General features: G+C 45.1%; 14 protein-coding genes. 9 read left to right on the forward strand and 5 right to left on the reverse strand.

Going from position 1 to position 15,010, the window contains the following annotated elements:
- The first annotated feature begins 230 nt into the window (after nt 1-230).
- Both purB and QUB26_RS29450 read left to right on the forward strand, forming a co-directional pair.
- Nucleotides 231-1,526 (forward strand): adenylosuccinate lyase, encoded by a 1,296-nt coding sequence (gene purB, locus QUB26_RS29445; RefSeq protein WP_333320864.1) that lies wholly within the window; start codon nt 231-233, stop codon nt 1,524-1,526.
- A gap of 304 nt (nt 1,527-1,830) precedes the next feature.
- Nucleotides 1,831-2,556 carry a M15 family metallopeptidase gene (locus tag QUB26_RS29450; protein WP_333201983.1) on the forward strand — a complete coding sequence of 242 codons (726 nt, stop codon included), beginning with the start codon at nt 1,831-1,833 and terminating at the stop codon, nt 2,554-2,556.
- Between the two features lie 74 nt (nt 2,557-2,630).
- Here the strand turns inward: QUB26_RS29450 and QUB26_RS29455 are convergent, their stop codons facing one another.
- On the reverse strand, nt 2,631-3,470 hold the full coding sequence (locus tag QUB26_RS29455; RefSeq protein ID WP_333320866.1) for an SH3 domain-containing protein: 840 nt from the start codon (nt 3,468-3,470) through the stop codon (nt 2,631-2,633).
- Nucleotides 3,471-3,857: 387 nt separating this feature from the next.
- Between QUB26_RS29455 and QUB26_RS29460 the strand changes: the two genes are divergently transcribed.
- The gene (locus tag QUB26_RS29460) at nt 3,858-5,225 is read left to right on the forward strand and encodes an NACHT domain-containing protein (RefSeq protein ID WP_333320868.1); all 1,368 of its coding nucleotides are present in this window, start codon (nt 3,858-3,860) and stop codon (nt 5,223-5,225) included.
- 81 nt (nt 5,226-5,306) lie between these two features.
- On the forward strand, nt 5,307-5,552 hold the full coding sequence (locus tag QUB26_RS29465) for a type II toxin-antitoxin system HicB family antitoxin (protein WP_333320870.1): 246 nt from the start codon (nt 5,307-5,309) through the stop codon (nt 5,550-5,552).
- Nucleotides 5,553-5,586: 34 nt separating this feature from the next.
- Here the strand turns inward: QUB26_RS29465 and QUB26_RS29470 are convergent, their stop codons facing one another.
- Nucleotides 5,587-6,150, reverse strand: a complete 564-nt coding sequence (locus QUB26_RS29470) for a Uma2 family endonuclease (RefSeq protein WP_333320872.1) — start codon at nt 6,148-6,150, stop codon at nt 5,587-5,589.
- Between the two features lie 377 nt (nt 6,151-6,527).
- On the opposite strand from QUB26_RS29470, the gene QUB26_RS29475 reads away from it, so the two are divergent.
- The 4 genes from QUB26_RS29475 (at nt 6,528) to QUB26_RS29490 (ending at nt 10,875) form a co-directional block, all read left to right on the forward strand.
- A complete protein-coding gene (locus QUB26_RS29475; RefSeq protein WP_333109434.1) occupies nt 6,528-7,511 on the forward strand; it encodes an alpha-ketoacid dehydrogenase subunit beta in 984 nt (327 codons plus the stop codon).
- Nucleotides 7,512-7,686: 175 nt separating this feature from the next.
- Nucleotides 7,687-9,084: a protein translocase subunit SecD gene (gene secD, locus QUB26_RS29480; RefSeq protein ID WP_333236643.1), complete on the forward strand. Its 1,398-nt coding sequence runs from the start codon at nt 7,687-7,689 to the stop codon at nt 9,082-9,084.
- Between the two features lie 194 nt (nt 9,085-9,278).
- The gene (secF, locus tag QUB26_RS29485; protein WP_333236645.1) at nt 9,279-10,247 is read left to right on the forward strand and encodes a protein translocase subunit SecF; all 969 of its coding nucleotides are present in this window, start codon (nt 9,279-9,281) and stop codon (nt 10,245-10,247) included.
- Nucleotides 10,248-10,494: 247 nt separating this feature from the next.
- The gene (locus QUB26_RS29490) at nt 10,495-10,875 is read left to right on the forward strand and encodes a hypothetical protein (protein ID WP_333054499.1); all 381 of its coding nucleotides are present in this window, start codon (nt 10,495-10,497) and stop codon (nt 10,873-10,875) included.
- Between the two features lie 189 nt (nt 10,876-11,064).
- Here QUB26_RS29490 and QUB26_RS29495 read toward each other — a convergent pair whose 3' ends face one another.
- The 3 genes from QUB26_RS29495 to QUB26_RS29505 all read right to left on the reverse strand — a co-directional run bounded on the left by QUB26_RS29495 (nt 11,065) and on the right by QUB26_RS29505 (nt 13,579).
- Nucleotides 11,065-12,549, reverse strand: a complete 1,485-nt coding sequence (locus QUB26_RS29495) for an ATP-binding protein (protein ID WP_333236647.1) — start codon at nt 12,547-12,549, stop codon at nt 11,065-11,067.
- A gap of 432 nt (nt 12,550-12,981) precedes the next feature.
- Nucleotides 12,982-13,149 (reverse strand): hypothetical protein, encoded by a 168-nt coding sequence (locus tag QUB26_RS29500; RefSeq protein ID WP_333252445.1) that lies wholly within the window; start codon nt 13,147-13,149, stop codon nt 12,982-12,984.
- A 304-nt stretch (nt 13,150-13,453) separates the two neighbouring features.
- Nucleotides 13,454-13,579: a hypothetical protein gene (locus QUB26_RS29505; RefSeq protein WP_333236649.1), complete on the reverse strand. Its 126-nt coding sequence runs from the start codon at nt 13,577-13,579 to the stop codon at nt 13,454-13,456.
- Between the two features lie 398 nt (nt 13,580-13,977).
- On the opposite strand from QUB26_RS29505, the gene QUB26_RS29510 reads away from it, so the two are divergent.
- Nucleotides 13,978-14,376, forward strand: a complete 399-nt coding sequence (locus tag QUB26_RS29510; protein WP_333054502.1) for a DUF4342 domain-containing protein — start codon at nt 13,978-13,980, stop codon at nt 14,374-14,376.
- Nucleotides 14,377-15,010: the final 634 nt, after the last annotated feature.

The following is a 15,010-nucleotide window of genomic DNA, read 5'->3' on the forward strand; positions in this document are numbered from 1 at the left end:
ACGTATTAAATTCAAGTCCAGTCACCCGACTTAATATTTTGTTACATACTTATGGATTTTCCCGCCGACCTACTTAGGCGAATAGATAAGAATGCCAGGTAACGAGGTTTAGGATATTGTAGCCGATCGCCCAAACTACAAAAACCGAGTTTATTTGAGAAACAGGGTTTCTGAGTCTTGCATCGCCTCGCAGATGTACAATAGGACGATCGCATTCCCCAACTCCCACCGTGATAGAGCGCTACACCTTGCCCGAAATGGGCAACATCTGGACTGAAACCGCCAAACTCAAAACCTGGCTGCAAGTAGAAATCGCTGTCTGCGAAGCTCAAGCCGAACTCGGCTACATCCCCGTCGCCGCAGTCGAAGAAATCAAAGCTAAGGCTAATTTTGACCCCAAACGAGTCCTCGAAATAGAAGCGGAAGTCCGCCACGACATGATCGCCTTCTTGACAAATGTCAACGAATATGTAGGCGATGCCGGCCGCTACATTCACCTCGGCTTAACCAGTTCCGATGTGCTCGATACCGCTTTGGCGCTGCAATTAGTCGCCAGCGTCAATATCTTGTTAGAACGTGTCGAAGAATTGAGTCAAGCTATTCGCTATCAGGCTCAACAGCATCGCAATACCGTCATGGTTGGTCGATCGCACGGAATTCACGCCGAACCCATCACCTTTGGCTTTAAACTAGCAGGATGGCTGGCAGAAGTCTTTCGCAACCGAGAAAGATTGGTGAATTTGCGATCGTCCATAGCAGTCGGCAAAATCTCCGGTGCAGTCGGAACCTATGCTAATATTGACCCGCGAATTGAAGCGATCGCCTGTCAAAACCTCGGACTCGAACCGGATACCGCATCCACTCAAGTCATTTCGCGCGATCGACACGCCGAATACGTCCAAACCTTAGCACTGTTAGCAGCATCGATCGAGCGTTTTGCAGTAGAAATCCGCAACCTGCAACGCACCGACGTTCTCGAAGTCGAAGAATTCTTTTCCAAAGGGCAAAAAGGCTCATCCGCCATGCCCCACAAACGCAACCCGATTCGATCGGAAAGACTCACAGGAATGGCGAGAATTGTCCGCGCCAACGCCGTCGCAGCCTTAGAAAACGTTGCACTTTGGCACGAAAGAGACATCTCTCACAGTTCCGTAGAACGGATGATTTTGCCTGACAGTTCTACAGTAACTCACTTCATGTTAGTAGAAACCACAGACTTAGTAAAACACCTGCTAGTCTATCCCGAAAACATGAAGCAAAACATGAACCTTTACGGCGGAGTCATCTTCAGCCAGCGGGTGATGTTAGCCTTAGTAGAAAAAGGCACAAGTCGCGAAGACGCCTACAAAATTGTGCAATCTTGTGCTCACGAAGCTTGGAACAAACCGGGCGGCAATTTCTACAATTTAATTGCTAAGGACGATCGGGTAACAGCTAAGATGACAACCAAAGAGATTGATGATTGTTTCGATCCGCAGTATCAATTGAGGCACTTAGATTTAGTGTATCAGCGCTTGGGAATTTGAGGATAATTAACAATTAAAAATTACTCAGAGAGAGAGAGAAGAGATCGAGCGTTCTCGCGCTTGTCCCACAGTCCGCCGGGGGTTAAAACCCCCGTCTCATAGCTAAAGTCGGTTAAAACCGACTGAAAGACTCATAAAATAAAAGTTTTACAGAAATATTTCAGTCCTCTTCAGAGGACTTTAGCTATGAGACAGGGGTTTCAACCCCTGTCGGTCTGGCGGGATGACAGACAACACGAAAAGCGCGAAAATTCCCCAAAATATCCAATGTAAAAACTCTATTAAATATCCACTTAACACAGCTATGAAATTAAACCGATTTACAAAATATTTAATTGTATTCGCTCTAATATTACTATCTACAACCACACTGAATTATACAACATCTATTAGCGCCCAGGAGCCGCCACAAGTGCAAATTACCCAACCAGAACCAAACCCCGTAGTACCTGAAAGTATTTTCATGAGTCAACTTCCCAGTGGGGCGCGACTGGTTGACATCCGCACAGTAAATCCCAACATTCGTCTCGATATCCGGTACGCCACTACTAACAATTTCTTGAAACGAAAGCTTTACCCTATATCGAAATGCGCCTTGAGAAGTTCTGTTGCTCAAAAGTTAGGGCTAGTTCAAACAGATTTGGAAAAAATCGGATTGGGTTTGAAAGTTTACGATTGCTACAGGCCTTTCTCTGTGACTAAGCAAATGTGGCAAGCTTGGCCAGATCCGCGCTATGTTGCTAATCCTGCTAGGGGTTCGCGACACAATCGCGGTGCTGCTATTGATTTGACTTTAGTCGATCGCACTGGCAAAGAATTAGAAATGCCTACACCTTACGATGATTTTACCGAAAAAGCTCACGGAGATTATCAAGGCGGCAGCGCAGAATCTCGGAAAAATCGTCAAGTGCTTAAGGATGCGATGAAAAAACACGGATTTATGGGTATCACAACCGAATGGTGGCACTTTGATTCGGAAGATTGGCAGAAATTTGCAATTCTTGATATATCCCTTGGGGCGATTCCTTAATTATACTATTGATTAAAAGTCGTATATCCGGGTAGGGACACGGCACTGCCGTGTCCCTACAGATGTCAGGAAAATTATCGCAATTTAACCGAAAATTCGTATTCGTATCCCCGGAAATTAGAGTCTAATTGTAATGTGTAATTGCCCGTTACTGGCATTTTTCCAGTCCACTCTGTTTCATTGCCTTGATAAGGATCTCCGGCTAAAAGTTTGCCACGAGGAGTTATAATTTGCGGGAAAACATCTTTCCGACTCCTAACAGTCATTGTTTGACCTTTTCTGGCGCGAATCTGGTAAGAGTGGGTGCCGCCGCCGATAATTCGACCTTTGATGATCGCCTCATCTCCTCCCGGCCGAAAATTAATCTGCTGATTGACGTTAGAACAACTGCTTTCGGTGCGGTTTTTGGCAATCCAACCGGGCGGATCGGTAATTCGCAGCCAACCATTTTGTTCTTCGGCGACTGAAACAAAGGTATTATTTTTAAGTTTTCCTACTATGTTGCTGCCCCTTACTTGCGGGATCGATCGCACATTTAGCGGTGGATTCGGATCGCTGACTACAGCCATACTGATTTTGCAACCCGAATTTGGCGGTGTGACAACTACGGGCTCAACTTTTCGTGGAGGGACTCCTGCAACTAGCGAGGATTCAAGTGCTGGTGTTTTTGCCGGTTGGGGCTGGGATTTCGGAGATTCTGCCACCTGGGTTTGTGCTTGCAGAGGTTCTGGTTGCCGAGATTCAGGGTTTTTCGTCGGCCCTGCAATCTGGTTTCTGGTGGATGCGGGCGATTCTGCAAGGGGAAGATCGGATTGTTTCATCGCACCCGACTGTATAGTTGCAACAGCCACTCCCACCGCTGTTGCCACTCCTGCTAAGCTTACTGTGATGATTTGACGCTTCGTAAATGACATAAAAAACCCTCTCTGTATCTATACTAATAATTTTTGTTTGGGAGTTGAGGCGATCGCCAGTTAATTTATAGTGGAAACACCTAGTGCGGGCCACAGGGTCATTCGATTTTAGATTTTAGATTTTGGATTTTGGATTGACTTGCGCCAGATAAATTCGGGGGCTTGAGGATTTTAGATTTTCGATTTGGGATTGATTCCACGGATAAATCACGTGGCGGGTACCAGCTTTGAAATTCTTGGTCAGGATTTTTAGATAAAATTTCAGATCCATAATTGTCGCAATAATTTGAGTCAATATATACTGGACGCCTATACTGATGGTAATCTTGCTCTGGGTTATTTGCGCGCAAATTTGCGAAAGTAAGCGTTCAGCGCGAGGTACATAAAATGTCAAAATTGATTCCTCTGAGATTACAACCGCCTCGCGATCGATTATTGGAGGAGGTGAAGCAGGAAGTCCAAGCAGGCCTCGCGCAGTCTTTGCACGCTGCTGTGCTGGCTAACCTCAGTCAAGACTCGTCGCCTGTTGGTGTTAACCGCTGTTGGGATGTGGAAGTGAAAGCGGGGAACCGTCCGAGTTTTCGGCTTCCTCCCAAAGCCAGCATTGCCAAAGTGTTCGATCGCACCGGTGGCAAATTGGTAATTTTGGGAGCGACGGGTGCAGGCAAAACTACGACGCTGCTAGAATTAGCTCGCGTGTTAATTTCCCGCGCCCAAAAAGATGCTAGTTTTCCAGTACCAGTGCTGTTTGAACTCGGATCATGGAAAGCAGAATCCGGGGCGATCGCCGATTGGTTAATTGCTCAACTTCAGTTCAAATACGGCATCTCTCCTGCAGTGGGCAAAAAATGGCTCGCCGAACAACAATTGCTGCCTCTCCTCGACGGCTTGGACGAAGTGGAAACTTACCGCCAAAATAGCTGCATTCAAGCAATCAATCAGTTTGTGGAAAGCGAATTTAAACCCAAACATTTAGTAGCTTGCAGCATTTTTGATGCTTACAAAAACTGCGAAAGTCGATTTCGCCTGCAAGCAGCGGTTTTATTGAAACCTTTAACAGAAACTAAAATCCAAAATTATCTGCTAGAAGCCAGAAGCCGCGAACTTTGGTACAGCATTGAGCACGAGCCGGAGTTGTTAAAATTGGCAAAAGTTCCGTTGCTTTTGAGCATGATGGCTTTGGCTTACGACGATATTTTAATTGAAGCTTGGAAGCGCATAACTTCGGCCGAAGAACAGCGCAAATATCTCTTAACTGCCTATATTCGCCACCAAATCACCGGGCAAGTCAAGCAGTATCCCAGAGGTAAGGAACTGCGGCCCGAACAAATTCGCTACTGGCTGGGATGGTTGGCGAGAAGGATGGAACAGGAAGGAATTCAAGAATTTTACCTCGATCGCATACCGTCTAGCTGGCTGCAAACAGCCGATGAACGGCGCAAGTATCAGCTTGGAGTTAAGCTGCTTGGCGGGCTGATTTGGGTGATTTTGGGATTAATTGCCAGCCTAGTCTCCGGGTCAATTTGGGGCATAATTGCGGGTGCTGTTGCTGCGGTAATTAGTGCTTTTTTACCGGGAATTCCGGGGATTGAAAGGTTTATATTGCGCCTGGTGCTGTGGTCGAACGGCTACATTCCTTGGGATTACAAGCGTTTTCTCGATGCTGCGGGCGATCGCTTGTTGCTGCAAAAAACTGGCGATCGGCGTTATCGATTTATTCACGATTTATTGCAAAAACATTTTTCGGAAATCTAAATGCCGGAGGTTGACACAAACAAATATAATGGATGTAACTGTGAAGGAGATTCCAATATTCGACAAGCAAAAGGAAACTCAATGACTGTAAAATTCATCCTGAGCGAATACGTTGACAAAGCAATGGCTGAGGCTATGTATGACAAACTTGAAGATCATAGCTTTGTGGGGAAAATTCCTGTTTGCAAGGGAGTCATCGCCTTTGGTTCAACGTTAAAAGAGTGTCAAAATGAGTTGCGCTCAACTTTGGAAGACTGGATTTGGCTAGGGTTGAAATTGCGACATCGAATGCCCGTCATTGACAAGATTGATTTAAATATGGAATAGCTTGTCAACTAACACACACTCATCCCAAAAAAGTTTATGGTATTTTTGCCATTTGAAATAGCTGTGAGGCCGTAAATTCTAATCCATCAAAAAGTGTATCTGTTAATAGCGTATCTCCCCTATAAGTCTGCGGTGCTGCATCGGGGTAAAAAACTGTAATGCTTCTCGCCTTGCTATCTACTATCCAAACCCGCAATACCTTAGCATCTAAATAATCTCTCGCTTTAGCAGCTAACTGACCGAAAGTTTGTTCTGGTGAAATAATTTCTATGACTAATTCTGGGGCTACAGGACAGGCTTCATCTTGATTCCAGTCAGGAGATAAGCGTTCGTAAGAAACATATAAAAGATCGGGTACAGGCACCCAGTCTCGCCCCAGTCTGGTTAATTTTACCGCCCATTCTACACCAATTTCTCCCCGTTCCTCACCCCACTGTTCGAGGATTTTTATTAGGCTTCGGGTGAGGCGAGAATGAAATTTTTTAGGTGACATCTTCGGCACTGCTTGCTCGTCAATAAGTTCGTAGGTAATATCACCTTCTCCTTCGGGAAGAGCGAAAAACTCTTCTAGAGTTAGTTGAGTTTTTGTCTGGATCATGGTGTTTTTCTGCTGTTAAACGGCATAGAATGCGACAAAAGCTTAGTATTCGTAGGGTGCGTCGCCATTTTTAATCTCTAAATTATATCGACTTTTCGAGTGGCGACGCACCTTACATATAGGTTTGTTTCCACGAGTCTTGCAAGCACAGGTGCGTCGCTACTAGATTGTCGCTTTTTATTGAGGATTGTCGATCGCGACACACCCTACAGCTAAGGTTGCATGACTTAAAAATTAATTGACATAATACAAATGTTATGATAAAGATTTGCAAAATCTAAGGTTTTAACTGCCGAATTTGCGATCGCATCCTCATCCACACCCCCAAAAGGTTAATATTCTAGTCTGACCCTCCTGCAATCATTGCTTCACCTCCTATGGCAGAAACCTTACTTTTCAACGCCCTCCGCGAGGCGTTAGACGAAGAAATGGCCCGCGACTCCGCCGTATTCGTACTCGGCGAAGACGTAGGTCAATACGGCGGTTCCTACAAAGTCACCAAAGACCTCTACAACAAATACGGCGAACTTAGAGTGCTCGACACCCCGATCGCCGAAAATAGCTTTACAGGCATGGCAGTAGGCGCAGCAATGACGGGACTGCGGCCGGTCATCGAAGGCATGAACATGGGCTTTTTGCTGCTGGCCTTCAACCAAATTTCCAACAACGCCGGAATGCTGCGCTACACATCCGGCGGCAACTTCAAAATGCCAATGGTAATTCGTGGGCCCGGTGGCGTGGGCCGGCAACTCGGCGCGGAACACTCCCAGCGCCTAGAAGCATATTTCCAAGCAGTACCGGGTTTGAAAATAGTCGCCTGTTCGACTCCCTACAACGCCAAAGGACTCTTAAAATCAGCCATCCGCGACGATAACCCCGTTCTGTTTTTCGAGCACGTTCTTCTTTACAACCTCAAAGAAAATTTGCCAGAAACAGAATATTTAGTGCCGCTGGACAAAGCAGAGATTGTGCGATCGGGCAAAGATGTCACAATCGTGACATATTCGAGGATGCGGCACCACGTCATGCAAGCCGTGCCCGCCCTGGTAAAAGAAGGTTACGATCCAGAAGTAATCGACCTAATTTCTCTCAAACCTCTGGACATGGAGACAATTGGCGCATCCATTCGCAAAACTCACAAAGTAATTATTGTAGAGGAGTGCATGAAAACAGGAGGCATCGGTGCCGAACTAATTGCCTCAATCAGCGATCGATTTTTTGACGAACTCGACGCACCGGTTTTGCGCCTGTCTTCACAAGATATTCCCACACCTTACAACGGCAATTTGGAAAGACTGACAATTGTCCAGCCCAATCAAATTGTCGAAGCCGTCCAAAAAATGGTAGCTTTGCGAGTATAAATAGTCATCAGTCATTAGCCATTAGTCATTAGTTATCACTCTTTTGTTGTTCGCTAAAACTAACGATATCCAGCAGGACATTGATGCTAAAAAACGGATGCACAGATTGATTATTTCTTGCACCTAACTACTGACTAATGACCAATGACCAATGACTAATGACTAATAATTAAATATGCAAAAACAACGTTCCCTATTAGCCCTAATTTTTGTTCTAATCATCGCCGCCATTACTGTAATAGTAACAATTCCGACGCGGCTGGGATTAGACTTGCAAGGAGGGTCGCAACTCACAATTCAGGTAAAAACTACCCCCACAATTCCCAAAATTGACCAGGGAATGTTAGAAGCAGTGCGGCGGATTGTCGAAAACCGCGTTAACGGTTTGGGTGTTTCCGAAGCATTAGTCCAAACAGTAGGAGAAGACCAAATTCTCGTGCAGTTGCCCGGAGTAAATGACCCGCAGCAAGCAGAACGAGTTTTGGGCGGTACGGCCAAGCTAGAATTTCTGGAACAACTGCCCGGAACAGAAGCACAATTGGGCATTGAAAGGCAGTTGCAGCAGGAATTGCTGGTCAAACAAGCAGAACTGAAAATTAGCCCGAATGAGGCAGCTATTAAAGAAAATCAGGCTGCTTTGACAAGAAGCAATGAGGCGATCGCCAAACTCTTCAAAAGCAGCGGCCTCGGTGGCGAAAACCTCAAAGACGCTCAACCTCAACCCTTGGCCTCTGGGAACAACTGGAACGTTGCTCTCGTTTTCGATACCCAAGGAGGCGAACTATTTGCCCAACTCACTAAAAATTTAGCCGGCACCGGACGCAGTATCGGTATTTTCCTAGACGAAAGAATGATCAGTTCTCCAGTCGTCGGCGTTGAATTTGCCCAAACAGGAATTACTGGTGGAAGTGCCGTAATTCAAGGAAACTTTACAACGCAAGAAGCCAACGATTTGGCAGTGCAATTGCGGGGCGGTGCTTTGCCGGTGCCGGTCGAAATTGTAGAAAACCGCACTGTCGGCGCTAGCTTGGGTAGAGACAGCATTCAAAGCAGTATTAACGCAGGTATAGGCGGCTTAATTTTAGTCTTGATTTTCATGGTTGCCTACTATCGACTCCCCGGCGTAATTGCCAATATTTCTCTGTTAATTTATGCTCTGTTAACTTGGGCAGCTTTCGTGCTTTTGGGAGTGACATTAACGCTGCCGGGAATTGCTGGTTTTGTGCTCAGCATCGGGATGGCTGTGGATGCTAACGTGCTGATTTTTGAGCGCACCCGCGAAGAGTTGCGGGCGGGAAAATCGCTTTATCGATCGGTCGAATCGGGTTTTTACCGCGCTTTTTCCAGCATTTTAGACGGTAACGTCACAACAGTTATTGCTTGTGTTGCTTTGTTCTCCTTGGGCGCAGGTTTAGTTAAAGGGTTTGCTGTAACTCTGGGATTGGGCGTATTAGTGAGTATGTTTACTGCGCTCACGTGCAGCCGCACTCTGCTGTTCGTAGTATTGAGCTTTCCAGCCCTGCGGAAACCTCAGTTGTTCTGTCCCGATTTGTCGAAAACTGCTAATAGTTAACTGTTGACTGTTGACTGTTGACTTCTTCCTTCCTTCTTACATCCGTTACATTCGTTAAGCTGAGGCGCATCTACATTTGACAATCAAATTCGAGCAAATTCTTGTGGGGTGGGCGTCCCGCCCGCCCAAAAATACAATTTAGATGCGTAACAGCTTACACAATCCGTTGCCGAACTTCCCTCTTCCTTCAAATTATGAAATTCAGTGTAATCAAATATCGATCGCTCTGGTGGAGTATTTCCGCCGCTATAATCCTTGCAGGTATAGTGTCGATGGCGATTTCTTGGACTCGTCCCGACATCCGCGCACCACTGCGCCCCAGTTTGGACTTTATCGGCGGCACTCGGCTGCAATTTGAACTCGACTGCACGAAACCGGAAAATTGTAAACCCATCGATCTTGCTGCTGTCCGCCAAGTCCTGGACACCCAAGGTTTAGCGGGCAGCAGCATTCAAGTTATCGGCCAAGAACAGCAGGGTTTGTCGCTGCGAACAAAAACTTTGGATGTCGAACAGCGGACTAATTTGCAAACAGCTTTGAGCGAAAAGATAGGCGCTTTTGCTCCTCAATCTACTCAAATTGATACGGTTGGGCCTACCCTCGGCAAACAGTTGTTTACTTCTGGTTTGCTGGCTTTGTTGGTTTCTTTTGCTGGAATTACTGCTTATCTGACATTCCGATTTCAGTTGGATTATGCCTTTTTTGCTTTTGTGGCTGTGCTTCACGACGTGTTGGTCACGCTTGGTGTTTTCTCGTTTTTGGGTTTAGTTCAAGGACTGGAAGTTGATAGTTTATTTGTGGTCGCGCTCTTGACACTTATCGGTTTTTCTGTTAACGATACTGTGGTAATTTACGATCGCGTGCGAGAAGTAATCAAGCTAAATCCGGGACAGTCGATCGATCAAATTGTCGATGATGCTGTCATGCAGACGCTGGGAAGGTCAATTAACACAACGTTTACCACGCTGCTGACATTGTTTTCAATCTTTTTGTTTGGCGGCGAAACCCTCAAATACTTTGCTTTAGCTTTGATTGTCGGTTTTATTGCTGGTTCGTATTCGAGTATTTTCGTTGCCAGTACGCTGCTAGCTTGGTGGCGCAGTCGCACCGGCCACTCCATCCCCGTCCCCGCAGAAGGAATCAACCAGTCCGAGGAAGTTTAATTGACTGTTAACGGTTAACTGTTAACGGTTAACTGTTGACTGACTAATAATAAATCATCAATAACCAATAACTAATGACAAATGACAAATGAAAAATGACAAATGACAAATAATATCATGTCCAATCGAGCGATTAAAAGGGCGGGTTTTGGAGATTGTCAATTATTGGCTGATATTTTGCGTGAACCCGCCCCTACCGTATTAGGGGTAATCGACCGGACATAATATAACAAATAATAAATAACAAATGACTACTGACCAAACTTTTGAAATTGAAGTCCAAAGGCTTCACAAACTAACAGTTTACGGCCGCTGGTTAACAGTGATATTGCTGTGGATTAGCGTCGGTTCTTTGAGCATTTGGGGTTTGCGCCGCGAAATCGGTTTGTGGTTAGAACACTTCACTTGGGCGGCGGTGCGCTATGGTTTATCTTTTCATCGCTGGCCCACTCTCGGTTTAGGTTTGTGCTTGGGGATGACTTTGGGAGTGCTAACTTGGCAAAGTCGCAATATGGTGCGAGGGTTGCCCCTGCGGGAAAAACAGGGTTTGGAACAACAAGTTCGCCGCATTCGCCAACAGGGGCCGAGTCATCCTTTGTGGAAGTGGGTTTGCAAAGGTTCGCGGTAGCCGACGGGCTTTATTCTTTAGTCCTAGACGCACTCCAACCTAAGAAACCGGGTTTTTTACCGAATCTGCGCGCTGCAAGCAAATATGAGGGTGAAAAACCCGGTTTCTGACCACCTTTGAGTAGATGCTAATTATTTTAAATCCGTTAAATCCCGTACATTGCTCGTTGCCGAACTTCCTTCTGCTATATCATGCAAAGCGAGGCAAAATCTGTGCGAGGGAAGACTGTTGAAGTGGAATTTCGATCGCAAATTCTGCTCCTTTTCCCGGTTCCGAAAAGCACTTCAATGTGCCACCGTGTTGGTTGACAACAATTTCATAGCTAATCGACAGTCCCAAACCCGTTCCTTGGCCGACTGGCTTAGTAGTAAAGAAAGGGTCAAACAACCGCTTCCGAATATCTTCTGTCATCCCCGGGCCGTTGTCAGAAATTTTAATTATTACCTTTTTTTTCTCAATTAACTCGGTGCGAATCAGAATCGTAGGAATCAGGCGGGTAGACTTAGAAACTGATGATTGAGTCTTTGTACTAGACTGATCTTTTTCGCCTAATTGCGACTTATCTGCGTTTTTTTTATCGACGTTTTCGTATTTATTAGACTCAACCAGAGCGTAAACTGCATTAAGTAAAATATTCATAAATACCTGATTGAGTTGTCCGGGATAGCACTGCACCAGTGGCAAGTCGCTGTATTCTTTGTGAATTTCTATCGCCTCCTGCCCCGGTTTTCCTTTAAGCTGGCTTTGCAAAAGCATAATCGTATTGTTGATACCGTCGTGAATGTTGACTTGCTTCATTTCAGCTTCGTCTAACCTGCAAAAATTCCGCAGCGACAAAACGATGTCGCGCACTCTTTCTGCACCTTGCTGCATAGAATTTAAGACTTTCGGCAAGTCTTCTAGCAAATAATCGAGTTCGATTTTTTCTGCTTCCGCTTCAATTGCTGCGATGGGTTCGGGACAGTGCTGTCGGTAGATGTCGAGCATCCGCATTAAACATTGCGTGTACTCTTTAGCATGGTGCAAATTGCTATAAATAAAGCCGATGGGATTGTTGATTTCGTGAGCTACTCCTGCTACTAACTGCCCCAAAGAAGACATTTTTTCTGTTTGAATTAGTTGAGTTTGAGTGCGCTGAAGTTCCAGCAGGGCAAGTTCGAGCTGTTGGGCTTGATGTCTCAATTGTGCTTGCGACTCGCGCATCGCCACGGTTGATAACTCGTGAATTTGCAACTGAGAAAGCAGCAGTTGGTGTACGTCTAAAAGTTTGTAAGTTTCCGGTTCTACTTGCACTACAATTGGTTCGTGGATTAGTTCGGGCGATCGCTCCAAAGACTGCCGCACTGCTGTCATAATTGAGGTGTCGCGATCGAGAACCAACATATCAGTTTTAGTAAAGCGGTAGAGTATGAACAAAGGCTGTTGAGAAAATAACTCCAAGCTGTAGGGGCGGCTCATGTGTTCAAAATAACGCCGCCGCGAAATCATCCCTATAAACTTTCCTTGCTGAGTGATGATGATGCCGGGAACTAAAGGGTTTGCTTGAAAAATTTTAGCAACTTCGTCCCCCGGACACTCAGATTCTAGGAGAAAGTCGTACAGGGTTAATTCCTGTAGAGTCGATCGCAAACCAAGCGACGATTTTAGGGGACTCAACCCGTCAGTTTCATACACTGCTCCCTCCTTTGGTAATTGGCAGTTGTGGTTTGCTGCTGGAGTATTGCCTACTATTTAGAAGGCTTTTTCAACTCTTTTTATAGCTTAGTCATCAACTTTCCTCTGCTCCCTCGAATCCAGTTAATTCAGCAGGATTTTTTTCCTTAAATCGTGCTGGTGTCACCAGAAATGATATTGCAGGTTAGATTGATTTAACAGCAGACACCCCTTTGAAACCTGACTATGTATTGAATTTTATATATCCAAGATTTTACTAATCCGAATATAACAGTCATAACTATTTTTAATGTTTGATGACATTAAATTGGTTCAGATGGATAGACATCTGCGACCTGTGGCAGTACATTTCGTATTGCCCCTTGCGTAAAATTATATTACAATAAGACAAGAATAGCGACAAATCAGCAGCCGATCGCCCGATTTGAAAATTCAGGCAAAACAGGTTTCCGGCAATTGCCAATGAATCTCACTTGTCGGTTTTTTTGTACCAATGCCGATCGCACTCAACCCGAAGATTGTATTGTAGGTAGTCTCAGAGCCAAGGACAGCCGATGGCGAGCAATTTGTCAAGTTCGGCAGCTTATACTTTAGCCGCATCGAGACTCCAAAGCTTCACCAACGAAATTTTTCCCGGCAGATGCTAAAGTTGTGCGATCGCAGCTAAAACTCACATTCGACACATCCGCTTGATGTGCCTTAAAATTTTCCAGAAAAGTACCGTCGGGCCACGAACTTGAGATTCAAACTCTGTCGCTGGCAAATCCGACACGGAGAATCAAGAGGAAGCAGAAGCAAATAATTCTATTTTACCCGACTTTTTCCCAACTTCACCATCAATTTGAGGAAGTTGGTTTGGTTGCTATAATATTTCGATGATTATTACTTCTCCTCACCCTTGATTTTAGGCAATTCTCATTAGAAACTCTAAGATGTTGATTTGAGGAACATCCGGGGGTGGGGTTTGGTTGGGCGATCGCACTGAGCTAAATTGAAATAACATTTGAGGAAAGTAAGCGACGGTTTCCATGTGCGGTTTCCCGAACGAGAGGTGGTAATTGTATACACGGCGGGACGATCGTACTTTCAGTACAATGTCAGTATTTCAACCTGTACACCTGTTGAGTCTGAGTCTCTGAGAGTGTGGAAGTCGCTCTCATCCTTTCGTTGTCTGGATTGGACGCTTTTCAAGGATTAGGCGGTGCGAGGGCCAGAAGCAGACAGTTAACCAAACGGCACAAGGAGATAGGGACAGATGGGATAAGCCCAGAAGCGAGAGAGTCAGAGAATTTTCATCATCATACCTTGATAAAATCACGACAGCAGCAGCAATATCACCCAAAAGAATGATTGATTCAAAAAAAGTTGCGTGTTATATTTCAATATCATTCTATACAAAAATACTTTTACCTAAAAGGAGAACAAAAAATGGACACACCTACAGATCGCGCACAAGAACCAGTCGGGACAAGAGAACTCGAATCAATACCTGTATCTGAAAAAGTTTCTGCCCAAAAAGTTTCTGAGGTTAATTTTGAAACGACTCCTCTAGAAACCCCTGCTTATACTCAGGAAAAAGTTAGCGTCGAGGAGGTAAAAATTAACGGCGACGATTTGGTTGCTAAAGTTAAAGAATTGATTCACGAAGGAAATATCCGCCGCATCATTATCAAAAATGAAGAGGGACGGATATTAGTAGAAGTTCCTTTGACGGTGGGAGTAGTCGGTGGAGTCATCGGTGCAGCCTTGTTTCCAGTCATTGCAGCAGTAGGAGCGATAGGTGCATTAGTAGCTCACATGACCATCATCATTGAAAGAACAGAATAAAAAAATTCGTAAGGATTCAGGTCAAAAAAACTTCGGTGACAAAAGTTGGTAAAATAAACCAATGAAAAAGCCCGCAGCAACCAGAAAGCAGAAAAAAACCGAAATATAGCAGTTGAGCCAAGCTTAACTTGTAGAAATGGTACTGGGGCTGCAAAAAATCATTGAATAATTGCAAGAAAAACTAGGGATTGCTACGGGCAAAAATCCAACCACCAGTCAGACTTGCTTCACTACGTTCGCAATGACAGGAAATCCTAGTACGTGCATCCAGGATTAACTGGTTCCCAGGCTCCAGCCTGGGAACTGAGGAATGAGAAATAACTTCCACAAACTTGTGGAAGTTATTTAATTCTCATTCCTTAGTCCAAACCGAGAGTTAAGCAACGTTTGCACGCGCCCGATTCAGAGACATGGATTAGGGCGTACTGCAATAGAAGCAGAGGCAGAAATTAATCGCTTAAAACAGCTTTTTCCTCTGTTGTTGGATACCGAAGCAATTTATCAAGAATGGGAGCGACTGGCGATCGCAAATAAGGTTGTAGGTGTTAACGTTCATGATGCGCGGCTAGTTGCTGCTATGCTAGTTCATGGTTTAACCCATATCCTAACTTTTAACATTGCTGATTTCGCTCGT

This window comes from Microcoleus sp. B4-C1, assembly GCF_036705285.1.
GTDB lineage: Bacteria > Cyanobacteriota > Cyanobacteriia > Cyanobacteriales > Microcoleaceae > Microcoleus.